Consider the following 23986-nt stretch of genomic DNA (forward strand, 5'->3'; position numbering starts at 1 on the left):
CAGTCAAGGATGATTTTTTAAAGCTTGGTGCGCCGGCGCCGGGCGTGCCGGAGCGGTGGAAGGTAGCGTTTTTCCTGGTGAGCGGGACATCGCCCACCGCGGCACGCCAGGGGAAAGGAAGAGATCATGACTATGGCCACCGCGAAAGCGGCCGCTCCCTTCCGCGTCGGCGAATGGCTTCCGTCCGACTCGCAATTTCTCGGCGAATGGCTCGACGATCTCATCGAGCGGGTGGAGGCGCAGGGCGACGTCCCGCTGCTGCCCGTCGTGGCGGACTTCCGGCGGCTGATCGAGGACGACCCCGAGGTCTACATGCTCTTCACCTTCATGCTCACCCAGGTGACGAGGAAGCACACCCCGACCGGGGATCCGCAGGTCAAGACGGTCGAGCAGATGCTCAAGCTGTTCAACCACATCATGACGCACGCTCCGGAGTTCAACGAGAGCGGTCTCGTCGGATTCCCGATCAACGCGATCCTCGACTGGGCGATGGGGACGCACGCCGGATTCGCCGCGTTCCTCAACGACAAGGTCAACGCGCAGTTCAAGAAGATGCTGAACGAGTGGGGGAGGTTCCTGAAGTCCCCCGACTCGACGTCGGTGCTCAACACCTCGGAGCACGGCTGGTTCGGCCCGCACGCGAAGAAGAAGATGCCGAAATTCGCCGAGGAGTTCGTGTGCGACCCGTCGCAGCCGCACTACGGGTTCACCTCGTGGGACGATTTCTTCACGAGGCGTTTCCGCGAAGGCGTCCGGCCGGTCGCCGACCCGGCGGACCAGGACGTCATCGTGAACGCGTGCGAGTCCGCGCCGTACCGCCTCAGCACGGGGGTGCGCAGGCACGACGACTTCTGGGTGAAGGGCCAGCCGTACTCGCTGGCGCACATGCTCGCGAACGACCCGCTGGTGGACGAGTTCGCCGGCGGCACCGTCTACCAGGCGTTCCTGAGCGCCTTCAGCTACCACCGGTGGCACAGCCCCGTCGACGGCCGGGTCGTCAAGGCCTACGTCCAGGACGGCACGTACTACTCCGAGACGCCCGCGGAGGGCTTCGACCCCGCGGCGCCGAACGACTCGCAGGGGTACATCACGGAGGTCGCCACCCGCGCGATGATCTTCATCGAGGCGGACAACCCGGAGATCGGGCTCATGTGCTTCCTGCCGGTCGGCATGGCCGAGGTCTCCACCTGCGAGATCACGGTGTACGAGGGCCAGCGGGTGCGGAAGGGCGACCAGCTCGGGATGTTCCACTTCGGCGGGTCCACCCACTGCCTGATCTTCCGCCCGCAGACGAACATCCGCTTCGACTTCCACGGCCAGCGGCCGAGCCTGCACGCCAAGAACATCTTCGTGAACTCGGCGATCGGAAGGGTGGTCCGCTCATGAACCGCACCATGACGAACCGGATGGCCGCGAACGCGCCGGCCGCGAACGCGCGCCACCGGGTGCGGAGCCGCCCGCCCGCGCTGCTGGCCGAGCTGTTCGAACGGCAGACGGGCAGGAAGTACGAACCGCCGCCGTCGGCGACCTACCGGAACGACACGCCGTCGCCGGTCCACGCGGTACCCGAGTTCGCCGACATGGGCGGCGTCCTCATCGCCTACCCCGGCACCGTCGCGCAGCCGACCTCGCACATCCAGCTGCCGCCGACGGGACCCCGGACCTTCGGGATCCCCGACGAGCTCATCATCCGGATGCAGCAGGCGGACGCCGAGCGGCCCGTGCACATCTTCGTCCTGTGCGACGACGCGGCCGAGCTCCCGGCGGTCCGCGAGAGGCTGGGCCGCGTCGCGGAGACGATGGACCTGCCCTACGACCCGGACCTCATCCACTTCGTGCCCTGGGACACCGACACGTACTGGACGCGCGACTACGGCCCCTGGTGGGTGAAGAACGAGGACAGCGGCCGCTACGGCATCGCCAAGCACATCTACACCAGCCTCGGCGGCGGCTCCGTCGGCCTGGTGGAGGGCGCGGAGCACGTCACCGCGCGCGAGGGCCTCGGCATCTTCCGGCCCAACGACGACTCCGGCGCCGCCAAGTTCTCCGACTACCTCAACGCGCCGATACGCGCCTGGAACGCGGCGCACTGGGGCGGGGACGGGCATCAGAAGAAGCTGGCCCCGATACCGCCGCACGACTGGTACTGCACCGGGCTGCTGGAGGTCGGCGGGAACTACATGGTGACCGACGGCGACGCCGTCGCGTCCACCTACCTGGTCGCCACGCAGAACGAGCTGCCGGTCGCCGGCAAGGGGCCGTCCGACGGCCCGCCGAGCGCCGAGGTCCTCGCCGAGCGGATGAAGTACATCCTCGACCAGTTCAACCGGTTCATGGGCTCGCACACCTACTACGCGGCCCAGGACCCGACCGGAACCTACATCGGCCACATCGACTGCTGGGGGAAGTTCCTCGCCCCCGGGAAGATCCTCATCGCCGACTCCGAGGATCCCGACATCAGCGCCAAGTTCGCCGAGATATGCGCGTTCTTCCAGAAGAACGGCTTCGACGTCACCCGGGTCATGTGCCAGGACGTGTACATCCCGCAGGTCACCCCGGACCAGGCGGCGACGACGGCCGCCTACACCAACAGCCTGATCCTCAACGACCACGTGTACGTGCCGCTCGCCGGGCATCCGCACGAGGAGAACGACCAGGCGGCGCTGGACGCCTACCGGAAGGCCCTTCCCGACCACGAGATCGTCGGGATCCCCAGCAAGCCGGACACGCCGTGGCTCGGCACCGACGCCCTGCACTGCCGCACCCACGGCGTGCCCAGGGACGTCATCGACGCCTGGTCGCGCGCCCAGGTGCCGGCCTGAACCGCGCGACGGGAAGCCCGCCCGCACCCCGCTGAAAGGAACAGGCGCCATGTGCACGAGCATCATGGCCGGCAAGGAAGCGACGGCCGGCGGCGTGGCGATCGTCTCCAGGAACGAGGACTTCGTCCGCAACAACTGGAACAAGTACCTCACCTACCGACCTCTGCCGCAGTACAAGGTCCCCGGCACGCCGTCGGTCGCCGGCGGGGTGTGGACGCTCGGCAACGGCATGGCGGTGCCGGTGCCCGAGGCGGCGCATCCCTACAGCGCCATGCCCGACGCGGCGGGCGCGAGCGAGGCGAGCAGCGGCATCGGCGACGGCTTCTACTTCGAGGAGCGCGGTGTCAACGGCCGCAACGTCGCCGTCTCCGCGACCAACTCCATGACGTCCAACGAGCGTGCCGAGCAGGCGGACCCGTTCGTGTCGCCGGGGGTCGCGGAGTCCGTCATCCCCACGCTGATCCTGCCGCAGGCGCGCACCGCGCGCCACGGCGTGCGACTCCTCGGCTCCTACGTCGAGGAGAGGGGCGCGCAGGAGCCGAACGGCGTCCTGATCGCCGATCTCGACGAATGCTGGTACGTCGAGATCGGCTCGGGCCACCACTGGATAGCGGTCCGGGTCCCCGGCGACGCCTACATCGCGGTCGCCAACGGCATGCGCGTCCACGGCGTCGATCTGGACGCCGACGGCACGCTCCATTCGGCCGGGCTCTTCGACTGGGTGCGCGACAACCGCCTGCTCGCGCATCCCGACCGGCATTCCTTCGATTTCGCGCAGGCGTTCGGGATTCCCGGCGTCCCCTACAACGTCGACCGGATCTGGCTCGCGCAGTCCATCCTGACCCCCTCGCTCCACCAGCGCCCGCGGCTCCCGCGGTATCCGCTGTTCCTCCGCCCCGACGCGCCCATGCGGGTCACCGACGTGATGCGCGTGCTCCGGGCGACGTACAAGGGCACCGTGCTGGACGGCGTGGCCGAGCGTCCCATCGGCTACGAGAAGACGGCGGAGAGCCACATCATCACGCTCGACCCGGCCATGCCGCCCGAGCTCGCCGCCCTCATCTGGCAGGCGGTGAGCACGCCGCTCGGCGCACCGTACGTCCCGCTCTACAGCGCGACGCGGGAGCTTCCCGCCTCCTACACCAGCGGAGGGAACGTCTTCTCGCCGGTGTCGGCGTACTGGGCGTTCCACGGCGCCCATGTGCTGCGCCTGCACGCCGATGAGGCGGTTCGGACGCGGGTCCCGGACTGGGCGCCGGAGTTCGAGGGGCTGTGCGTCGAGCAGGCGCCGTGGATGCGGACCGTCCTGGCCGACGCCTACGGGACGGACCGGGCCGGCGCCGTCAGCCTCGCGGCGCGCCACGGCTTCGGCCTCGCCGCCCAGGCCGTCGACCGCGCCGTCGCGGCCACCGCCGAGCTCATCACCGAGACGGCCGCCGAGGACGCGACCGCCCACCACCGCAAGATCGCCGCGCTCGCGGCCTGACCCGGGCATGCGCGAGCCCCCGGCCGCGGGTGCGGCCGGGGGCTCGCCGGTCCGGTCAGCGCTTCAGGGAGCGCAGCAGCTCGCGGGTCTCGGCGCGGCGGTCCCACGCGATGGCGGCGAACACGACGGCGAAGGCGGCGGGCATCGCGCTCCAGGCCGGGTCCAGCACCAGGATCTGGGTGAGGATCGCGCCGGCCATCAACCCGATCAGCCCGGCCGCGGCGAGGCCGGCCAGGCGCGGGATCAGCAGGCCGATCGCGCCGGCGACCTCGACGACGCCGGTGACGTAGCGGAACCACTGGCCCCAGCCGATCTGCTCGAAGGACTCGACGGCGTCGGCCTGGCCCATCAGCTTGGGCAGCCCGGAGGCGATCAGCAGGAACGCCGCGAGCAGGATCTGCGCGACCCACAGCGCCTTGCGGCGCATGCCGCGGACGGCGGTGGCGGACGGGGCGGTGCGGGCGGTCTGAGCGGTCATGGCGGTGGTCCTTCCGTGCGGTGCGTCTCATCGGCCTTTCACTGACGCGTCGCACGGCCCTCGCCCGGATCGACATCCCGCCGGATTTTTCTTCAAGATTTTTTCGGGCGATCGCATCTGCCCAGGTGGGAGGGGTTCCGATGCCCCGGGAGCGTGGGGAAGCGTCCCCCGGGCGCTTGCTCTGGCGGATCGTCCCGTTTTGTGCGGAAATGAAGGGAGATGGCGGCGGTGAGGTGGGGGGCGTCATGCCGGTACGGGCCGGTGGGATCGAGTTGCACGCGGGACCCGCGCTGCTGGGCGGGCCCGACGACCTGGACGCGGTGATCCGCGAGTTCGTCGGCGGCGCGCGCCACACGCTGCGCGTCGCCGTGCAGGAGCTGGACTCCCGGCCGATCGCGCAGGCGATCCTCGCGGCGCGGGCGCGCGGCGTCCGCGTGCAGGTCATCCTCGAAGGCGACTACCTGCGGGAGGACCGGTCCCCTGCCGACCCGTGGGCGCCGGCGGGGGCCAACGAGGAGAACCGCCTCATCCACGCCGCGCTGCTGCGAGCGGGGGTGGACGTCGTCACGGACCTGAACCCCGCGATCTTCCACCAGAAGTTCATCGTGCGCGACTCCGGCGAGTCGACGGCGGCGGTGCTGACCGGGTCGGCGAACTTCACGCTCACCGACACCGGCACCAACCCGGCCGGCGGCTCGGCGGCGAAGGCGGGCAACAACCTCAACCACGTCCTGGTGCTGCACGGCCGCCGCGCCGCCGCCCTCTACCTGGAGGAGTTCCTCCGGATGCGCTCGGGCACGTTCGGGGCCATGCACGAGCGGGTCGAGCCGCGCCCGGCGGAGTTCCGGCTGGGGCAGGTCCGCGTCAAGCCGCTGTTCGCGCCGCGGCACGGGCCGGAGATGGAGATCATGAAGCAGATGCTGAAGGCGGCCGCGAGCGTGGACTTCGCGATGTTCACCTTCGCCAGGTCGTCCGGCATCGACGACACGATGATCCGGCTCGCGCCGTCGCTGGCGCGCATCCGCGGCGTCCTGGACCGCGGCCAGGGCGCGCAGGCGTGGGCCGCGACCGACCCTTTGAAGGCCGCGGGGGTGGAGTTGTTCGCGAACAAGCCCGGCACCGGCGTCCGGAAGGTCCACCACAAGCTCATGGTGATCGACGAGCGCCTCGTGATCGCGGGCAGCTTCAACTACACCGCCCCGGCCACGACGCTGAACGACGAGAACATCATCGTCCTCGGCGACCTGGAGGAGACCCGCGAGGACGCCGAGGCCGCGCAGCGCCGGATCGCCTCGTTCGCCCTCGGCGAGATCTCGCGGATCATCACCGGCCTCTCCCGCCCGGCCTGAGGCCGCGTTGTGGAACGAGGCATGGCCATGCTCCGCCGCTTCGATCTCACTCACTGCGAGGGTTTGGGCGGTACAAGGCACGGTCGTCTAGCGGTCGCTCCGCCCGCGACGCCTAGCTGGAAGGGATGTACGGCGGGGCCACGCCCCATCCCCAGTGGGGCATGGGGGCCTCCAGGGGCGGGGTCGCGTCCGGCTGGGAGTTGGCCAGGGCTATGCGGGTGCCCCACTCGATGTAGGACGCGAAGGCGGCGCGGAACTCCGGGTCGTCGGGGAGGCCCACCTCGTCCGCCGCGTCCATCAGGAGGGAGACCCAGCGGCGGCGCTGCTGCTCGGTGATGCCGCGGCCGAGGTGCTGCCGGACCATGTGGTGGTAGCCGCCGCGCTCCTCGCTGTAGCGCTCGGGGCCGCCGAAGACCTCGCTCAGCCAGGCCGCGACCCATTTCGGGTGGTCGTGCGCCATGTGCTCGAACAGGGGGAGGAGCAGGTCGTCCTTGAGGACGTTCGTGTAGAAGACCTCGGTGAGGCGCTCGAAGGCTTCGCGTCCGCCCGCCCAGTCGTACATCGTCGGGACGGACGAGCCGGCGCCGCGCACGGGCGTCGGCTCGTAGTGCCGCATCTCCTCGATCTGCTGGACGTACGGCTTGATCTCGGCGAAGAAGGCGGGGAAGTGCTCGCCGCCGCGGAAGCCCCGCATGTGGTCGTCGGCGGACGTCCAGCCGATGCGCAGGATGTACGACGAGGGTTCGTCGACGCAGCGGGTCAGCTCGTAGTCCACGCACTGCGGTGCGGCGGAGAGCGGGACGGAGGCCCGGGCGTAGGCCGCCTCGAACTCGTCGGCCCGCTGCGGGTCGATGCGGTAGCGGATGTACTCGACGATCACGACGCCCCCAAGGGTGCTTCCGGGTCAGGTAATCACTGTAATGCTGTAATCACCCCGCTCGGAAGCGCGTTTGTGCTCATTTGACGGTGAGCTGGGGGAAGTTCACGAGTGGCGGTGAGAGTCCACCGTTGCGGCCGGAGACTCCTCGCCGGGGGCGCCGTGCCGGGCATCCGGTCCGGCATCACCGGCGGTGCGGTGAAGCAGCCGGGGCGCCCGGCCGGGTGATCGGCGTGCTGCCCGATCACCCGGCCGGAAGCCCGGCGATCAGCCCTTGGCGGCGGAGGAGCGGCGCAGCCAGGCGACCGCTCCGGCGGCCAGCGCGATGACCAGCACGATCAGGCCGATCCAGAGCCAGCCGGACGAGCCGGACGACTTCCCGGCCGCCGGGGCGGCGGCCGGCGACGAGGCCGGGGCCGGGTCCTGCGCGGTGGCGGACGACCCCTTCACGGTGAACGTGTAGGTGCCCTCGACCGGATGCCCGTCCGAGGACACGACGCGCCAGCCCACCGTGTACTCGCCGTTCGGCAGCGCGCCGCCGACCGCCTGCGTGACCTTGTTGTCGACCGCCTTCGCCGGCCCCGACTGGTACTGCTTCTTGGACGCGTCCATCACGACGACGCGCGGCAGCCGCACCGGATCGGCGTAGGTGAGGACGATCTGGGACGGCGCCGCGACCGCCGCGTCCTTCGCCGGGCTGGCCGACGTGAGCGAGGTGTGCGCGGAGGCCGGGGCCGCCGTCAGGGCGAGGGCCGTGCCGACCGCCAGGGCGCCCGCCGCGAGCCGCCGCATCATGCCCGGCTCCGCGCGCGGCTCAGGCCGTAGCCGCCGAGGCCGAGACCGACCGCGCCGACCGCGATGCCGATCCCGCCGAGCAGCCGCGCCGTCCCGTCATCGGTAGACGCCGCGGCCTTCTCGGCAGGCTCCCGCTGGGCGGTCAGGCCGGCCGTCGGCGCGGCGTCCTTCGGGGTGAGCTTGAGCGTCGGCGCGGGATGCTCCGGTTCGGCGGCGCCCTCGGCCGGCTCCTCCTCCCACTTGACGACCTCGCCGTTCGAGTACGTCTGGTCGGCCTTGAACATCAGCTGGTCGGTGTCGTCCGGGAGCGGGCCCATCGACACCTCGAACTCCTGGAACTGGCCCGGCTCGATCTCGCCGCCGGACCAGGTGATCGTGGTGACCGCCTCGGTCAGCTCGCCGCCGTGGGACTTGACCGGCTTCGGCAGCTTCGACTTCTCCGCCTTCACCTTCCAGCCGGGGGTGGGACGGACCGACACCGACGCCAGCGGGTGCTCGACGGGCAGGTGCACCACCACCTTCGTGGTGGCGGCGCCGTCGCGCTCGTTCGGGACCCGGAACGACACCTTGGCGTACGAGCCCTGCTCGGCGGACTTCGGGTTGGCGGTGACGTGGGCGGACGCGGCCGTCGCGAGCCCCGCGACGGACAGGGCGGCCAGGGACGCGATGGCGCCGATCCGGCGCGCATGCGGGAAGAAGGGCATGAGGGAACTCCGTTCGAGTCGTACGGGGGATCACCGGACGCGGATAGGGCATCCGGGGTGGCGTACGGCGCCCGCCTCAGCGGCTCAGAGCCTCAGAGGTGTGCGAGCGCCCTCGAACGGGGCGGGGGACCCCGCCGAACGACCTGGTGCCGCAGCACCCGGCCGACGGCCTCGCCGACCGGTGCGGCCGGGACCACCGGGACCGGCCGCGGGGGCGCCGCCTCCTCGATGGTCAGCAGGGCGAGCAACAGCCCGATGGGGCGGTCGGCCGCGGCCGCGACCCAGCGGGCCATCGTCCACGTGGCCCGCTCGCCGCGCCGCAGCCACAATGCGGCGACCAGCGCGGCCACGCAGTGCGCGAGCATCATGATCAGGCCGTTGCCGCCGCCGTGCGCCGCCATCGTCTGCGCACCGTCCACCATGGCCGCGTGCATGGCGGGCGTGTGGTCCGCCATCGCGGGCATGTGCGCCGCTGTGGCGCCGGGGGGCGCGACCGCGGGCACGGGGTGCGCCGCCGACGCGTTGGTGAACAGCGCGTGCAGCGCGAACTGCCCGCCGAGGAGCCCGCCCAGGATCGTGGCCAGCGAGCGCTCGTGGCCCGCCAGCATCATCGTGACGCCGAGGACCGCGCAGAACCCGGTCGCCCCGGCCCACGGCGGAACCGCGGCCCCGCCTGCGAGGACGTGCCCGAGGATGGCCAGCGCGACGCACACGGTGGCGAAGACCACCGCGCGTGCGGTCCGGAACCAGGGCCTGCGGGGACGCTCGGACATGACGGCACCATCGTGCCACCACGGTCGCCGGCCGTGCAGCCGCCCCCACCAACTCGCCGACACGCCCAACATCTTGGGGTTGCACATAGATCGCCGACTAGATGTAGGGTTTCAATCCCGTGCTGGTACGCCCCCGCCGTCCGCGGCGGGGGCGTCGTAAGAGCGGACCCCAGGCGAATCCGGGGCCGACTCCGCTCCCGACCGGGCGTTCCGAACTTCCGCGGCTGGGCACTCGTTGAACGGAGACCTAGGCCGAGGAGGACGCATGCCTTCCGTCGTCAACCGGATCATGAGGTACGCCCGGAGCCCGCAGGCCCGCCGGATGCGGGCGAAGGCCGAACGCTACGCCCGCGACCCGCGCACGCAGGCCAAAATGCGCGGCCTGCTGGCCCGATTCCGAGGCGGCGGCGGCCGCCGCCGCTGACGCCCCCGCTTGCGAGGCCCGTCCCGCCTTCCGGGGCGGGCCTTCTCGCGGGCCGGCGGCGGGTTCCCGATTGGGCGGGGGCACTGGCGACCCCGCCCGCCGTTTTGCGTGGTCACCGTCCTGCCGAGCCGGTGCGGCGCCGGGGCCGGGACGCCCATAGGCTGCCCTTCATGACCGGCGAGTACCAGCACTGGGAGACCGTCCCCACGCGGTGGAAGGACAACGACGTCTACGGGCACGTCAACAACGTCGTCCACTACTCGCTCATGGACACCGTCATCAACGAGTGGATGATCCGGACGGCCGGTTTCGACCCCGCGGAGTCCGCCGCCATCGGCCTGTGCGTCGAGTCGCACTGCGAGTACAAGGCCGAGGTGTCGTTCCCGGACGCGATCAGGGTCGGCCTGCGCATCGGCAGGCTCGGCCGGTCCAGCGTGCGCTGGGAGATCGGCATGTTCCGCGCGTCCGACGGGGCGCTCATCGCCGAGGGCCACTTCGTGCACGTCTTCGTCGACCGGCGCACCCGCCGCCCCGTGGAGATCGCGGGCGCCGTCCGCACCGAGATGGAGAAGCTGCTCACCCCATGATCGAGACCCGCGCCGCCGTCCTCGTCGAGTCGGGGCGGCCCGCCCCGTACGCCGCCTCCCGCCCGCTGGAGATCGCCGGCCTGCGCCTCGACCCGCCCGGCCCCGGCGAGCTGCTGGTGCGGATCGGGGCCGCCGGGCTGTGCCACTCCGACCTGTCCGTCATCAACGGCTCCCGCCCGCGCCCGCTCCCGATGGCGCTCGGCCACGAGGCCGCCGGTGAGGTGATCGAGACCGGGCCGGGGACCGAATTCGTCCCGGGTGACCATGTCGTTCTCGCGTTCGTCCCGGCGTGCGGCCACTGCGAGCGTTGTGTCGCCGGACGTCCCGCGCTGTGCGGCCCGGGTGCGGCGGCCAACGGCGCGGGCACCCTCCTCGGCGGCGGGAGGCGCTTCATCGCCCCGGACGGCGGCCGTCCACACCACCATCTGGGCGTGTCGGCGTTCTCCGAGTACACCGTCGTGTCGTCCCGCTCCGCCGTGAAGATCGACCCCGACCTGCCGTTCGACATCGCCGCGCTGTTCGGCTGCGCCGTGCTGACCGGCGCCGGCGCCGCCCTCTACAGCGCCGCCGTCGTTCCGGGCGACACGGTCGCCGTGTTCGGCTTGGGCGGCGTCGGGCTTTCCGCCGTCCTCGCCGCCAAGGCCGCCGGAGCCGCGACGGTCTACGCGATCGACCTCGTCCCGGACAAACTCGACCTCGCGGAGAAGCTGGGCGCGCACCCTGTCGAGGGCGGCGCGGACGCCACCGAAGCCCTCCGCGACCTGACCTCCGGCGGCGCGGAGAAGGTCATCGACACGACCGGCGTGGTCCCCGTCCTGGAGCAGGCGTACGCCGCCACCCGTGCGGGCGGGACAACGGTCACCGTCGGCCTGCCCGCGCCCGGCGTCCCGCTGACTCTCCCCGCACTCACCCTGGTGGCGGAGGAGAAGACCCTTCGGGGCAGCTACCTGGGGTCGTGCGTGCCGCGCCGCGACGTCCCGCGCTTCATCGCCATGTACCGCAACGGCGCCCTTCCCGTGGACGCCCTGCTCTCCGGCCGCCTCCCACTGGACGACATCAACGAGGGCTTCGACACCCTCCACACCGCCCAAGCCGTCCGCCAGCTGATCACTTTCACCGGCGACTGAGCCGTCCTCACAGCAACCGCGGAAACCCCCGCTTGACCGCGACCGCCCGGGCCGGAACCCGCGTCTCGACGAGAGCGGGAGCGGCCCTCGGCATGGTCAGGCGGGGACGTCCATGGATTGCGTCCCGATGACCTTGAGCAGCCGCAGGGTCTCGTACTCCCGCGACCCCGGCTCCGCCGTGAAGATGATCAGCTGCTGGTCCTGGCCGGGGATGGTGAGGATGTCGAAGTCGAGTGCGACCTCGCCCACCTGCGGATGCTCGAACCGCTCCCGTGCGTGGTGCTCGATCCGCAGCTCCTGCGACTTCCACAGGCGCGCGAACTCCTCGCTGCCCTCCACCAGCTCGTCCACCAGCGCCCGGATCTCCCGGTTCCGCGGATACCGGGCCATCGCCACCCGCAGGTAGCTGACGGACGTGACCACGAACTCGGAACGGTCGGCCACACGGCGGGCGGGGTCGAGGAAGTACCGGCGCAGCAGGTTCCGGTCGGGCCCGCCCATCTGGGCGAAGTCCCCGAACAGGGCGGCGGCGAGCGGGTTCCAGGCCAGCACGCGGCACGTGTCGTCCACCACGAAGGCGGGCGCGTCGGTGAGCCGGCCGAGCAGGCTCCGCGTGCCCGGCGCCACCTCGCGGGACGGGCCGTCCACGCGGTCCCGCTCGCGCTCCCCGGCGAGCTCGAACAGGTGGGCCCGCTCCTGGTCGGACAGCCGCAGCGCCCGCGCGATGCCGTGCAGCACCTGCCGCGACGGGTTGCGTCCCCGTCCCTGCTCCAGCCGGCTGTAGTGGTCGACGGAGATGTGCGCGAGCTGCGCCACCTCTTCGCGGCGCAGCCCGGGAGTCCTTCGCCGCGACCCGTGCGGCAGCCCGACGTCCTCGGGCCGGATCCGCTCCCGCCTGGCCCGCAGGAACTCCGCAAGCGCGCGCTTGTCCATGCCGTCCACAGTACGGCGGGTCCTTCCCGCTCAGCCTGGCACTCTCAGTCCCTGGCCGCTCCCGACCCGCGCGGGCAGCGTGGACGCCGAGCACCGAAGGGAACGGCAATGCACATCTTCATGACGGGCGCCAGCGGCTACCTGGGCGGCGTGGTCGCCGAACACCTCATCAAGGCGGGCCACGAGGTCTCCGCACTGGCCCGCTCGGACGCCTCCGAGGCCCGCGTCACCGCCCTGGGGGCCAAGGCCGTCCGCGGCGACCTGACCTCCGTCGACGCCCTGCGCGAGGCGGCCCGCTCGTCGGACACGGTCATCCACACCGCCGTGGACTACATGAACCCGCGCATGCGCGAGATCGAAGAGGCCGCCCTGGACGCGTTCCTCGCCGCCGCCAGGCCCCTGATCTACACGAGCACCGGCCTCGTCTACCCGGACACCGGCGGGGAGCCGGTCACCGAGGACACCCCGACCGATCCGGAGACGTCCCCGCAGCCCTGGAAGGTGCTGGGCGAACGCCAGGCGCTCCAGGCCGAGAACGCCACCGTGATCCGCGCCGCGCTGATCTACGGCCGGGGCGGCTCCGGTCTCCTGGAGGGCATGTTCGCGTCCGCCCGGCAGAACGGCGTGACCGTCTACGTCGAGGACGGCGCGAACGAGTGGTCCTCCGTCCACGTCGACGACCTGGCGTCCCTCTACGCCGCCGCGGCGGCCCGCCCGTCCGGCCGGACGATCATCAACGCGGCCTCGCGGACCCGCACCCCGATGCGCGACATCGCCGCCGCCGTGGCGGACACGGCCGGCGCCGAAGCGATCTCTCTGACCCGCACCGAGGCCTGCGACCTCCTCGGCCCCTTCGCCGACGTCCTGACCCGCTCGTCCCCCTTGGACCCGACCCGCGCGGAAACGAACTATGACTGGCGCCCGACCGCCCCGCCCCTCCTGACCGACCTCCGCACCGGCTCCTATACCTGACCCACCCGACCCGCCACCCGGCAATTGCCGTGGTCGGGCGTTATTCGGTGGCGAGGAGGATGGAGCCCACCACGCTGCCCGCCATTCCGGTGATCTTGGCGTTCGTAAGATCGGTTTTGTCGAAGGCGGCCATTCAGGTCAGTACCTGGGTCGTCAGGAGTTGCTCGAAGTCTTTCTCGAATGCCTCGTAGAGGGTGCGTAGCGCGGGGCCGGGCCAGGTGGGCGGGAGGAGGGACGGGGGGAGGAGCGGGTCGTTCAGCAGGTGGCGCAGGACGGCGGCGGCCAGGGTGAAGCGGTCGGCCATCTCCGTGGCGGACGTCAGGGCCGTGCGGAGGGCCTCGGCCTTCTCCGTCCAGGCGTCCAGGTCCCAGAGGGTGGCGGCGAGGAGGGCCGGGTCCTCTTCGGGGCGGCCCGTCAGGAACGTGCACTGGCGGACGACCGGGTCCGGGCGGGCGCGGGTCAGGTTGGCGGGGCGCAGCCAGGTGCCCTCGCGCAGTTCGGCGAGGCGGAGGGCGGACATGGCCTGGCGCAGCGCGGCGCGGTCGGCGGCGGGGCGGCGTTCGGCGGTGATGACGGCGATCTCCCAGGCGCCGTCCCACGGGCGGGTCGGGGGGAGGCGGGCCTCGTCCTGGCGGGCCTGGCGGGCGAGGAGGCGCTCGGTGAGCGCGTACGCGCCGCCGGACTGGACGAGGTCGCCCGCTGCCACCATGCGGGACAGCGCCACCCGGATCGTGCCCTCGGCGATGCCGAACAGGTCGCCGACGCGGACGAGGTGGCGGGCCGGCAGGCGGGGCGGGTGGACGCCGAGCAGCGTGCTCAGCACGACTGAGCGGGCGGTGAGCGGGCGGATCTCCGGGCTGTCCATGGCTGGTTACGACCCTACCGGGATTACAGTCTTCCATCATGCGACTGGAAAGCGTAATGTCGGGGGCATGACGTCCTATCTGATCGAGCCGTTCGACCGGCTTCCGTTCGGTGGCGCGGAGAAGGCGCGCCGGTACGCGACCGAGCGCTACCAGGGCGCGGTGGGCCGCAACTGGTACGACTGCGACCCCACACTGCGGTTCCTCATGCGGCGGTACCTCGGGGACGGGTTCGGCTGGGCCGAGCCGCGGCTGAAGGAGATGGGCGCGCTGATGGGCGGGCCGATCGCCGAGCGGGCCGAGGAGACCGACCGGAACCCGCCGCGCCTGGAGAAGTACGACCGGTGGGGGCGCGACATCAGCGAGGTCGTCATGCCGCCGTCGTTCGAGGCGGCCAGGAGGGATCTCGTCGCGACGTCGTTCACGCGGCCCGACTTCGTCGCGGAGGCGAAGGCGAACGGGGTCGATCCCGCGCCGCTGGGCGTGGCGTGGAGCTACCTGCTCGACCAGGCCGACATCGGGATGGCGTGCGCGCTCGGCACCGGCGGCGACATGGTCGTCCGGCTGACCGAGATGTTCGCGCCCGAGGACGTGAAGGAGCGGGTGCGGGAGCTGTTCGCCGCCGGGGAGATGTCCGGCGAGGCCGCGCAGATGCTCACGGAGCGGTCGGGCGGGTCCGATCTGGGCGCGCTGGAGTCGACGGCGTCCAAGGACGGGGACGCCTGGCGGCTCAACGGGCTCAAGTGGTTCGCGTCCAACGCCAACGGGTCGGCGTTCGTGGTGCTGGCGAAGTCGGAGGGCGCGGCCGACGGGGTGCGGGGCATCGCGCCGTTCCTCGTCCTGAAGGAGCGGCGGGACGGGTCGCGCAACGGCGTCCGCGTCCGGCGGCTCAAGGACAAGCTCGGCACGCGGTCGGTCGCGTCGGCGGAGATCGAGTTCACGGACGCGGAGGCGTTCCTGCTGGCCCCGGCCGCGAGCGCCGGCCAGGGCGGGGACGGCAAGGGCCTCGCCCGCATGATGGAGCTGACGAACGGCGCGCGCCTCGGCATCTCGATGATGGGGCTCGGGTGCGCGCGCAGGGCGCTGGTCGAGTCGCTGTGCTACGCGCGGGCGAGGGAGGCGTTCGGGGCCGCGCTCATCGATCAGCCGCTCATGCGGCGCAAGCTGGCCGAGCTGATCGTGGAGACCGAGGCCGTCCAGGCGCTGGTGTTCGACGGGTACCTGGGCCGGCCCAGGCTGCGCATGGGCGCCGCGCTGATCAAGCTGCGGGCGTCCCGGCTCGGCGTGACGGCGGCGAGCGACGCCATCGAGATCCACGGCGGCAACGGATACATCGAGCAGTGGCCGGTGGCGCGCATCCTGCGGGACGCGCAGGTCAACCCCATCTGGGAGGGCGGCGACAACATCCTGTGCCTGGACGTCCGCCGGGCCATCGAGCGGCAGGACGCGCACGAGCCGTTCCTCGACCGGCTGACCCAGGCCGTCCAGAAGGCGCCGCCCGGGGACGACGCGACCGCCGCCCTGGTCAACGACCGCATCGGGCATCTCCGGCAGGCCATAGAAACATGGCGCGGCCTTGACCGGACCGTCGCCGAGGCGCGGCTCTTCCCGCTCGCCCAGTACATGGCGGACGTCTACGCGGCGGCGCTCCTGCTTGAGCAGGCGGGCTGGGAGCATAAGGATTCCGGGGCCGACCGCAAGGCGCTCGTCGCCCGCCTCTACGCTCGGACGCACCTCGCCGACACCGGCCCGCTGCGCGGGATCGACGCCCCGGCCGAGGACCTCGAACGCTTCAAGGACCTGGCCGACGGCGCGTTCACCGCGGACTAGCGTTCACCAGGTGCGTTGACACGCGGCGTGTTGGCCTTATCGGCGCGCTCATAGGGGCAACACGCCGCAAGTCGACGAGGTGAGGAGGACGCGTGGGAGTACGTGTTGAGCGGGACGGGCCGGTCACGACAGTGATCATGTCGCGTCCGGAGACCCGGAACGCCGTGGACGGGGCGACGGCGCGCGAGCTGGCCGAGGCGTTCCGCGCGTTCGACGCGGACGGGTCCGCCGCCGTCGCCGTCCTGTGGGGCGAGGGCGGGACGTTCTGCTCCGGCGCCGACCTCAAGTCGATCGGCACCGGGCGCAGCCCCCGCGTCGACCCGCCCCCCGCGGACGGCCCGCTCGGCTGCACGCGGATGCGGCTGTCCAAGCCGGTGATCGCGGCGGTCGCGGGCCACGCGGTCGCCGGCGGGCTGGAGCTGGCCCTCTGGTGCGACCTCCGGGTCGCCGAGGAGGACGCGACGTTCGGCGTCTACTGCCGCCGCTGGGGCGTCCCGCTCGTGGACGGCGGGACGTTCCGGCTGCCCCGGCTGATCGGCGCGAGCCGCGCGATGGACCTGATCCTCACCGGGCGCCCGGTGCCCGCGAAGGAGGCGTTCGAGATCGGGCTGGTGAACCGGCTCGTCCCGCCGGGCGCGTCCCGGGAGGCCGCCGAGAGGCTCGCCGCGGAGCTGTCCGCGTTCCCGCAGGCGTGCCTGCGCAACGACCGCATGTCGCTGCTGGAGGCGGAGGGGCGCCCCGAGGACGAGGCGATCGCCGTCGAGTACCGGTACGGGATCGGCTCGCTGGCCGAGGCCGCCGAGGGCGCCGCCCGGTTCGCGGACGGCCGCGGCCGCCACGGCGACTTCACCGACATCTGACCCCGCGCGCCGGGCGTCCGCGCGCAGGACGTCCGTACGCCGGGCGGGAGGCGCCGCATCCCGCGCGCCCGGAACGTTCGAAAAACGTTGACCGAATCAGATTCGGTCCCGTAGGTTCTCGTGTGGCGGCAGTCACGACCGAGGAGCAGAGCGATGACGCTCACCGTGGAACGCGCGGGGCTGGACCTCGCCGACCCGATGGCCTACGCGGACGACCGGCGGTTCCACGCGTCGCTCGCCCTGCTGCGCCGCGAGTCGCCGGTGCACTGGGTGGACGCCCCCGGCTACACCCCCTTCTGGGCGATCACCCGGCACGAGGACGTCCTGGAGATCGAGCGCAACCACCAGATCTTCCTCAACGCGCCGCGCCCGCTGCTCGGCACCACCGAGTTCGACGAGATGAACCGGCAGCGCGCCGAGCAGGGCATCGCGCTGCGCACGCTGATCCACATGGACGACCCCGACCACCGGGTCATCCGGGCGATCGGCGCGGACTGGTTCCGGCCGCGCGCGATGCGGGCGCTGGAGCCGCGCATCAGGGAACTCGCGAAGCGGTACGTCGACCGGATGGTCGACCTCGGCGGCGAATGCGACTTCGCGCAGGAGATCGCCGTCCATTTCCCGCTGTACGTGATCCTGTCGCTGCTCGGGCTCCCCGAAAGCGACTTCGGCCGCATGCTGAAGCTGACGCAGGAGCTTTTCGGCGGCGATGACGCGGAGTTCCAACGCGGCACCACCAACGAGGAGAAACTGCAGGTCCTCCTCGACTTCTTCGCCTATTTCCAGGAGCTGACGCAGGCGCGCCGCAAGAACCCGACCGACGACCTCGCGTCCGCCATCGCGAACGCGCGGGTCGACGGGGAGCCGCTCAACGACTTCGACACCGCCTCCTACTACGTCATCATCGCGACGGCCGGGCACGACACCACCAGCGCGACGATCTCCGGCGGCCTGCATGCCCTCATCGAGCACCCCGACCAGCTCGAACGCCTCCGCGACAAGCCGGAGCTGATGCCCTTCGCGGTGGACGAGATGATCCGCTGGGTGACGCCCGTCAAGGAGTTCATGCGCACCGCCGCGCAGGACTACGAACTGCGCGGCGTCACCATTCGCGAGGGCCAAGCGGTGCTGCTCTCCTACCCGTCCGCGAACCGGGACGAGGACGTCTTCGACGAGCCGTTCCGCTTCGACGCCGGACGCGACCCGAACAAGCACCTGGCGTTCGGTTTCGGCGTCCACTACTGCCTCGGCGCGGCACTCGCCCGCATGGAGATCCGCGCGTTCTTCGAGGAACTGCTGCCCCGCCTCCACTCCATCGAACTCGCCGGGACGCCGGAGAGCCTCGCCACCACCTTCGTCGGGGGCCTGAAGCGCCTTCCGATCCGGTACTCCATCGCCTGAGCCCGGAGGAACCACCGGTGCAGATCAACGCCGCGGTGCTGCGCGCCGCAGACGCCCCGTACACGGTCGAGCGGCTCGACCTGGCCGACCCCGGCCCCGGCGAGGTCCTCGTCAAGATCGCGGGTACCGGGATGTGCCACACCGACATGCTCGGCCGCGTCCCCGGCGACCTCGTCGCGAAGCCGGTCGTGCTCGGCCACGAGGGGGCGGGCGTGGTCGAGGCGGTCGGCCCGGACGTCACCGGCGTCACCGTCGGCGACCACGTGGTCATGTCGTTCGACTCGTGCGGGACGTGCGACAACTGCCGCGCCGGGAACCCCGGCGCCTGCCCGCAGATGATGGCGCTCAACATGTTCGCGGCGCCGCTGGACGGCACGCCGCGCGCCACGACCGGCGACGGCGAGGCCGTCCACACGCGCTGGTTCGGGCAGTCGTCGTTCGCGAGCCACGCGCTCGGCACCGCCCGCAACGTCGTGCCGGTGACCCGCGACGTGCCGATCGAGCGGCTCGGGCCGCTCGGCTGCGGCATCCAGACGGGCGCCGGCTCGGTGCTGATCTCCCTCGGCGTCCGCGCCGGCGACAGCATCGCCGTCTTCGGGACCGGCGCGGTCGGGCTGGCCGCCGTGATGGCGGCGCGGGTCGCGGGCGCCGCCACGATCGTCGCCGTCGACCTGCACGAGTCGCGGCTCGACCTGGCCCGCGAGCTGGGCGCGACGCACGCGCTGAACGGGGCGGACGACGACATCGCCGGGCAGATCCGGGCGATCTCCGGCGGCGAGGGCGTGCAGTACTCGTTCGACACCACCGCCGTCCCCGCGGTCGTCTCGACGGCGGTCGCGTCGCTGCGCACCACCGGCGTCTGCGGCCTCGTCGGCGTCGGCGCCGCCGAGTACACCCTCGACGCGAACCTCCTGCTCATGGGCCGGACGGTGAAGGGCATCATCGAGGGCGACGCCGTCCCGCAGACGTTCATCCCGAAGCTGATCGAGCTGTGGCGGCAGGGCCGGTTCCCGTTCGACCGGCTCATCACCGCCTACCCGCTCGACCAGATCAACCAGGCCGAGCAGGACACCGCGTCCGGGAAGGTCGTGAAGCCCGTCCTGGTCCCCTAGACGACGCGGTGGAGGAGGCCGTCGCCGCGGGCCAGGCGGCGGCAGTTCTCCGCCGCGACCGCGAAGTAGCGGTCCCAGGTCTCGCGGGTCAGCCAGGCGACGTGCGGCATGACGACGACGTTGTCCAGGGCGAGCAGCGGGTTGGACGCGTCCGCCGGCTCCCGCTCGAACACGTCGAGGCCGGCGCCGCCCAGCCGGCCCGACCGCAGCTCCGCCACCAGCGCCGCCTCGTCGATGACCGCGCCGCGCGCCGTGTTCACCACGATCGCGCCGTCCGGCAGCAGCGCGAGCCGCCCGGCGTCCAGCAGATGGCGGGTCTCGCCGGTCAGCGGGACGTGCACCGACACGATGTCGCTCGCCCGCAGCAGATCGTCCAGCTCCCGCCAGGCCGGGTCGTCGCGGCGCGGACGCCGGGACGTGTAGAGGACGTTCGCCCCGATCGCCTCCAGCATGCCTCTCAGCAGAGTGGCGATCTCGCCACCGCCGAGCAGCCCGACCGTCCGCCCGGCGATCTCCCCGCCCACCAGGGAGCGGTCGGCGGGCCAGCCCTCGCCGCGCCGCGTCCGCGCGTCGAACGCGACGACCCTGCGCAGCGCCGCCAGCATCAGCAGCAGGGACGTCTCCGCGACCGCCTGCGCGTTCTGCCCCGGCATGTTCGCGACCGCGATGCCCCGCTCCTTCGCCGCGTCCAGATCGATCGTGTTCACGCCGGTGCCGAGCTTCTGGATCAGCTTGAGCTTCGGCGCCCGGTCCATGTCGGCGGCGGTGAGGGGGCGCAGCACGTGCCAGATGACCTCGGTGTCCGGCAGCAGCTCCGCGAACCGGGCGTCGTCCTGCTCGGAGCAGCTCACGATGTCGAGGCCGGGCTCCTCATGGTCCATGTCATAGTGCAGCAGCACCCGCATGCCGTCCCCTTCCGTCCGTTCGTGGAACCCCGGGTCGGCGCCCGATCTTCCCACCGGATTATCGTGCGGACCATGAGAACGAGTCCCGGGGGAGCGGCCCCGGATGGCCGGACGGCGTCCGCCCTGCGTTTCCTAGCCGAGCTCATCGCCTGGATCGCGACGCCGTGGGCGCTGGCGCCGCACTCCGTCCCGCTGGCGGTCGCTTCGGTCGTGGTGCTGATCGGCCTGCCGACCGTGTTCTCGACACCCGGCGACAAGGCCCGCACGGTCGTCGCGGTGCCGGGTATCGTCACGATCGCGCTGGTCCTGCTGCAGCTCGCCGCCGCGGTGGCCGCGTCATGGGCGGCGTGGCCGGCGCCGGTCGCGATCGTCGTGACGGCCCTCTGCCTCGGCGTGGTCGTCCTCGAACAGCCGCGCTGGCGGTGGCTGCTCGGAGCGCCCACCCGACCGGAGGCGAGGTGACGCGATGTGGACGGACGCCCCGATCGTGCAGGCGCCGATGGCGGGCGGCCCGTCGACGCCCGAACTGGCCGCCGCCGTGTCGGAGGCGGGCGGCCTCGGCTTCCTCGCCGCCGGCTACAAGACGCCCGAGGCCATGCGCGCCGACATCGCCGCGACCCGGAGGCTGACGTCCCGCCCGTTCGGGATGAACGTCTTCATGCCGTCCCTGGACGAGATCGACGCCGCCGAAGTCGCCACCTACCGCGACCGCCTCGCGCCCGAGGCCGAACGCCTCGGCGTCGCCCCCGGCACCCCGGGCCCCCGCGACGACGCCTACGAGGCGAAGATCGCCGACCTGCTGTCCGATCCGCCCGCCTTCGTGAGCTTCACCTTCGGCTGCCCGTCTTCGGACGTCATCCAGGCGTTCCAGGCCCGCGGAACCGTGGTGATCGTCACCGTGACGTCCGTGGACGAGGCCCGCCAAGCGGCGTCCGCCGACGCGCTCTGCCTGCAGGGTTCCGAGGCGGGCGGGCACCGGGGGTCGTTCACGAACACCGCTGACGAGCCGCTGCCGCTGCGCGTCCTGCTGCACTCCGTGCGCGCGATGACGTCCCAGCCCCTCATCGCCGCCGGCGGCCTCGCGACGTCCGCCGACGTCGGCGAGGTACTCGGGCTGGGCGCCGCCGCGGCCCAGCTCGGGACGGCCTTCGTCCGCTGCCCGGAGAGCGGCGCCAACGCCGTCCACAAGGCCGCCCTGTCCGACCCGCGCTTCACCTCCACCGCACTGACCCGCGCCTTCAGCGGACGCCTCGCCCGCGGCCTGGTCAACCGCTTCCTCACGGAACATTCACCGCACGCACCGGCCGCCTACCCGGACGTCCACTACGTGACATCGCCGCTGCGCAAGGCGTCCGTCGCCCAAGGCGACCCGGAAGGCGTCAACCTGTGGGCAGGCGAGTCCTTCCACAGGACAACCGAAGCCCCCGCCGCCGACCTGGTACGCGCCCTGACGCCACGCTGATGCCCGAATCGGCCATCCTGATCGGCCTCCAGGCGTCCGGAAAGACGACGTTCTACCGCCGACACCTGGCCGGCCACGTCCACGCCGGCAGAGTCGACGCGGTGAGGCCCTCGGGCTGTACGGCGTCGCCGTCGGGGTCCCCGCCGTCGTGGCCCTGCCGCTGGGCGTATGGCTGAGCACCCGCCTGGGCTACGGCACAGTGTTCATCGCCGGGGCGGCGGTGTCGCCGGCCTCGCTCGCCTTGGTGCCCGGTCTGCCCGACGCGAGCGGGCCGGCCCGCCGTGAGCCGGGAGTTCCCCCCGCCCGCTGGCTCGCGGGCCGGCACGGCGACCGGCACGTGCGTACGCGTGGGGGCGCCGGTTGGGGCGGGGGCTTCCGGGCGTAGGGCGGCGCGGTTACTCTTCAGGTGGCGTCCATGCCGGTCGTTTGCGCCTTGCGCCTGGGAGAGTTCCGTTCGCGGGACTTGTTCGGCTCTTGCACCGGCTCCTCTGTCCCCGTTCTGGAGGAGTCGTCCCCGTGAGAATCACGTACAAGCGATGGTCCCCTGCCATCGCCGCGTTGGCTTCGGCCTTGGCGGCGCTGGCCCTGTCACTGGGTGCGATGGTGGTGCTTTCCGCGCCGTCGTCCGCTCAGTCCACCGTTCTGGTCGCCTGCGGCTATCCCGCTTGGGCCGAGGGCAACAGCTACAAGGTCGGCGACAAGGTCACCTACAGCGGACACGGCTACGAGGCGATCGTCGCCCACACCGCGTGGCCTGGCGCCAACTGGAACCCCGCGTCCACGCCGACGCTGTGGCGCGACCTCGGGGCGTGTGACGGGTCCACGCCGCCCACGACAACGCCGCCCACCACGCCCCCGACAACGCCTACCACGACCCCGCCGACCACCCAGCCGCCCGGGGACGGCACCTGTGCCGTGAAGTCGAGGCCCAGCGGCAAGGTGTTGCAGGGGTACTGGGAGAACTGGGACGGGTCGTCCAATGGCGTCCACCCGCCGTTCGGCTGGACTCCGATCGACAACCCCGTCATCAGGCAGCACGGCTACAACGTGATCAACGCTGCGTTCCCCGTCATCCGGTCGGACGGCACCGTCCTGTGGGAGGACGGCATGGACTCGACCGTCAAGGTCGCCACCCCCGCTGAGATGTGCGCGGCCAAGGCGGCGGGCGCCACCATCCTGATGTCGATCGGCGGTGCGACCGCGGGCATCGACCTCAGCTCCAGCAGCGTCGCGGACCGTTTCGTCCAGACGATCGTCCCGATCCTGAAGAAGTACAACTTCGACGGCATCGACATCGACATCGAGACGGGGCTGTCGGGCAGCGGCGACATCAATCGGCTGTCCACGTCCCAGGCGAACCTGATCCGCATCATCGACGGCGTGCTCGCGCAGATGCCGTCCAACTTCGGGCTCACGATGGCGCCCGAAACCGCGTACGTGACCGGCGGCAGCGTCACCTACGGCTCCATCTGGGGCGCCTACCTGCCGATCATCAAGAAGTACGCCGACAACGGCCGGCTGTGGTGGCTGAACATGCAGTACTACAACGGCAGCATGTACGGGTGCTCCGGTGACTCCTACTCCGCCGGGACGGTCGAGGGCTTCGTGAAGCAGACCGAATGCCTGAACAACGGCCTCGTCATCCAGGGCACGACCATCCGGGTGCCGTACGACAAGCAGGTCCCGGGTCTGCCCGCGCAGCCCGGCGCCGGCGGCGGTTACATGTCGACGGGTCTCGTCGGGCAGGCATGGAATCACTTCAACGGGCAGTTGAAGGGTCTGATGACCTGGTCCATCAACTGGGACGGCTCGAAGGGCTGGACGTTCGGCGACAACGTCCGCGGCCTGCAGGGCCGGTGACGGTCCGGGGGCGGCCCGGCGCCGGGCCGCCCCCGGGAACCGGGCTTGACCTTGACGCCGGTGTGAAGGCGTAGCGTCGAAAACGGCCACAGGGAGGGACGGATGCGGATCGGGGAACTCGCCGCGCGCGCGGGCGTCAGCACCCGCACGCTGCGCTACTACGAGCAGCAGGGGCTGCTGCCGGCGCGGCGCGCGTCCAACGGGTACCGGCAGTACGAGGAGTCGGACGTCCGGCTCGTCGAGGAGATCAGGTCGCTGCTGGCGGCCGGGTTCACGCTGGACGACACCCGCCCGTTCGTCGACTGCCTGCGCGCGGGCCATGCCGACGGGGCGTCCTGCCCCGAGTCCGTCGCGGTCTACCAGCGC

General features: G+C 71.9%; 24 protein-coding genes. 16 read left to right on the top strand and 8 right to left on the bottom strand.

The annotated features are described in order from the left end of the window. The first annotated feature begins 126 nt into the window (after nucleotides 1-126). The 3 genes from ACIWVC_RS08220 to ACIWVC_RS08230 are packed head-to-tail and all read left to right on the top strand — an operon-like array spanning nucleotide 127 to nucleotide 4308. On the top strand, nucleotides 127-1386 hold the full coding sequence (locus tag ACIWVC_RS08220; RefSeq protein WP_396447952.1) for a phosphatidylserine decarboxylase family protein: 1260 nt from the start codon (nucleotides 127-129) through the stop codon (nucleotides 1384-1386). Next, entirely contained in the window at nucleotides 1383-2822 is a 1440-nt protein-coding gene (locus ACIWVC_RS08225; RefSeq protein WP_396447953.1) for an agmatine deiminase family protein, read from the top strand. Before ACIWVC_RS08220 ends, ACIWVC_RS08225 begins: the two co-directional genes overlap by 4 nt. Nucleotides 2823-2871: 49 nt before the next feature. Beyond that, on the top strand, nucleotides 2872-4308 hold the full coding sequence (locus ACIWVC_RS08230; RefSeq protein ID WP_396447954.1) for a C69 family dipeptidase: 1437 nt from the start codon (nucleotides 2872-2874) through the stop codon (nucleotides 4306-4308). 55 nt (nucleotides 4309-4363) lie between these two features. Here the strand turns inward: ACIWVC_RS08230 and ACIWVC_RS08235 are convergent, their stop codons facing one another. After that, nucleotides 4364-4786 carry a DoxX family protein gene (locus ACIWVC_RS08235; RefSeq protein ID WP_396447956.1) on the bottom strand — a complete coding sequence of 141 codons (423 nt, stop codon included), beginning with the start codon at nucleotides 4784-4786 and terminating at the stop codon, nucleotides 4364-4366. Between the two features lie 245 nt (nucleotides 4787-5031). On the opposite strand from ACIWVC_RS08235, the gene ACIWVC_RS08240 reads away from it, so the two are divergent. Then, nucleotides 5032-6135, top strand: a complete 1104-nt coding sequence (locus tag ACIWVC_RS08240; protein ID WP_396447958.1) for a phosphatidylserine/phosphatidylglycerophosphate/cardiolipin synthase family protein — start codon at nucleotides 5032-5034, stop codon at nucleotides 6133-6135. Between the two features lie 112 nt (nucleotides 6136-6247). On the opposite strand, the gene ACIWVC_RS08245 is transcribed toward ACIWVC_RS08240, so the two are convergent. From ACIWVC_RS08245 to ACIWVC_RS08260, 4 genes are all read right to left on the bottom strand, one after another. Then, nucleotides 6248-7015, bottom strand: a complete 768-nt coding sequence (locus ACIWVC_RS08245) for a group II truncated hemoglobin (RefSeq protein ID WP_396447959.1) — start codon at nucleotides 7013-7015, stop codon at nucleotides 6248-6250. 264 nt (nucleotides 7016-7279) lie between these two features. Continuing rightward, a complete protein-coding gene (locus ACIWVC_RS08250; RefSeq protein ID WP_396447960.1) occupies nucleotides 7280-7807 on the bottom strand; it encodes a copper resistance protein CopC in 528 nt (175 codons plus the stop codon). Next, nucleotides 7804-8511 (bottom strand): YcnI family protein, encoded by a 708-nt coding sequence (locus tag ACIWVC_RS08255; RefSeq protein ID WP_396447961.1) that lies wholly within the window; start codon nucleotides 8509-8511, stop codon nucleotides 7804-7806. The genes ACIWVC_RS08250 and ACIWVC_RS08255 overlap by 4 nt, the downstream gene beginning before the upstream one ends. Nucleotides 8512-8603: 92 nt before the next feature. Continuing rightward, nucleotides 8604-9284: a hypothetical protein gene (locus ACIWVC_RS08260; RefSeq protein WP_396447963.1), complete on the bottom strand. Its 681-nt coding sequence runs from the start codon at nucleotides 9282-9284 to the stop codon at nucleotides 8604-8606. A gap of 265 nt (nucleotides 9285-9549) precedes the next feature. Between ACIWVC_RS08260 and ACIWVC_RS08265 the strand changes: the two genes are divergently transcribed. From ACIWVC_RS08265 to ACIWVC_RS08275, 3 genes are all read left to right on the top strand, one after another. Beyond that, on the top strand, nucleotides 9550-9708 hold the full coding sequence (locus ACIWVC_RS08265) for a hypothetical protein (RefSeq protein WP_396447964.1): 159 nt from the start codon (nucleotides 9550-9552) through the stop codon (nucleotides 9706-9708). A 170-nt stretch (nucleotides 9709-9878) separates the two neighbouring features. Then, nucleotides 9879-10295: an acyl-CoA thioesterase gene (locus ACIWVC_RS08270; RefSeq protein ID WP_396447965.1), complete on the top strand. Its 417-nt coding sequence runs from the start codon at nucleotides 9879-9881 to the stop codon at nucleotides 10293-10295. Continuing rightward, entirely contained in the window at nucleotides 10292-11422 is a 1131-nt protein-coding gene (locus tag ACIWVC_RS08275; RefSeq protein ID WP_396447966.1) for a zinc-dependent alcohol dehydrogenase family protein, read from the top strand. Before ACIWVC_RS08270 ends, ACIWVC_RS08275 begins: the two co-directional genes overlap by 4 nt. A 96-nt stretch (nucleotides 11423-11518) precedes the next feature. Here ACIWVC_RS08275 and ACIWVC_RS08280 read toward each other — a convergent pair whose 3' ends face one another. Further along, nucleotides 11519-12355 (bottom strand): helix-turn-helix transcriptional regulator, encoded by an 837-nt coding sequence (locus tag ACIWVC_RS08280; RefSeq protein ID WP_396447967.1) that lies wholly within the window; start codon nucleotides 12353-12355, stop codon nucleotides 11519-11521. Nucleotides 12356-12463: 108 nt separating this feature from the next. On the opposite strand from ACIWVC_RS08280, the gene ACIWVC_RS08285 reads away from it, so the two are divergent. Further along, nucleotides 12464-13327, top strand: coding sequence for an NAD-dependent epimerase/dehydratase family protein (locus ACIWVC_RS08285; protein WP_396447968.1), 864 nt, complete (start codon nucleotides 12464-12466; stop codon nucleotides 13325-13327). Between the two features lie 133 nt (nucleotides 13328-13460). Here ACIWVC_RS08285 and ACIWVC_RS08290 read toward each other — a convergent pair whose 3' ends face one another. After that, complete coding sequence (locus ACIWVC_RS08290) at nucleotides 13461-14192, bottom strand: PaaX family transcriptional regulator C-terminal domain-containing protein (protein WP_396447969.1); 732 nt, start codon at nucleotides 14190-14192, stop codon at nucleotides 13461-13463. A 67-nt stretch (nucleotides 14193-14259) separates the two neighbouring features. Here ACIWVC_RS08290 and ACIWVC_RS08295 point away from each other — a divergent pair, with 67 nt between their 5' ends. From ACIWVC_RS08295 to ACIWVC_RS08310, 4 genes are all read left to right on the top strand, one after another. Further along, nucleotides 14260-16020: an acyl-CoA dehydrogenase family protein gene (locus ACIWVC_RS08295; RefSeq protein WP_396447970.1), complete on the top strand. Its 1761-nt coding sequence runs from the start codon at nucleotides 14260-14262 to the stop codon at nucleotides 16018-16020. Nucleotides 16021-16112: 92 nt separating this feature from the next. After that, a complete protein-coding gene (locus ACIWVC_RS08300; RefSeq protein WP_396447971.1) occupies nucleotides 16113-16880 on the top strand; it encodes a crotonase/enoyl-CoA hydratase family protein in 768 nt (255 codons plus the stop codon). Nucleotides 16881-17033: 153 nt separating this feature from the next. Beyond that, the gene (locus ACIWVC_RS08305) at nucleotides 17034-18281 is read left to right on the top strand and encodes a cytochrome P450 (protein ID WP_396447972.1); all 1248 of its coding nucleotides are present in this window, start codon (nucleotides 17034-17036) and stop codon (nucleotides 18279-18281) included. 17 nt (nucleotides 18282-18298) lie between these two features. After that, nucleotides 18299-19393 carry an NAD(P)-dependent alcohol dehydrogenase gene (locus ACIWVC_RS08310; protein WP_396447973.1) on the top strand — a complete coding sequence of 365 codons (1095 nt, stop codon included), beginning with the start codon at nucleotides 18299-18301 and terminating at the stop codon, nucleotides 19391-19393. Here the strand turns inward: ACIWVC_RS08310 and ACIWVC_RS08315 are convergent. Next, nucleotides 19390-20352, bottom strand: coding sequence for an NAD(P)-dependent oxidoreductase (locus ACIWVC_RS08315; RefSeq protein WP_396447974.1), 963 nt, complete (start codon nucleotides 20350-20352; stop codon nucleotides 19390-19392). The two genes, ACIWVC_RS08310 and ACIWVC_RS08315, sit on opposite strands and share 4 nt — an antisense overlap. Before the next feature lie 18 nt (nucleotides 20353-20370). Between ACIWVC_RS08315 and ACIWVC_RS08320 the strand changes: the two genes are divergently transcribed. The 4 genes from ACIWVC_RS08320 to ACIWVC_RS08335 all read left to right on the top strand — a co-directional run. Beyond that, complete coding sequence (locus tag ACIWVC_RS08320; RefSeq protein WP_396447975.1) at nucleotides 20371-20760, top strand: hypothetical protein; 390 nt, start codon at nucleotides 20371-20373, stop codon at nucleotides 20758-20760. A 4-nt stretch (nucleotides 20761-20764) separates the two neighbouring features. Then, entirely contained in the window at nucleotides 20765-21760 is a 996-nt protein-coding gene (locus ACIWVC_RS08325; RefSeq protein ID WP_396447976.1) for a nitronate monooxygenase, read from the top strand. A 600-nt stretch (nucleotides 21761-22360) separates the two neighbouring features. Beyond that, entirely contained in the window at nucleotides 22361-23620 is a 1260-nt protein-coding gene (locus ACIWVC_RS08330) for a carbohydrate-binding protein (RefSeq protein WP_396447977.1), read from the top strand. Nucleotides 23621-23722: 102 nt separating this feature from the next. Beyond that, nucleotides 23723-23986, top strand: a 264-nt coding sequence (locus tag ACIWVC_RS08335) for a MerR family transcriptional regulator (protein ID WP_396447978.1), incomplete at its 3' end; no start/stop codon positions are given.

This window comes from Actinomadura sp. (assembly GCF_044508335.1).
In the GTDB taxonomy this organism is placed as follows: Bacteria; Actinomycetota; Actinomycetes; order Streptosporangiales; family Streptosporangiaceae; genus Spirillospora.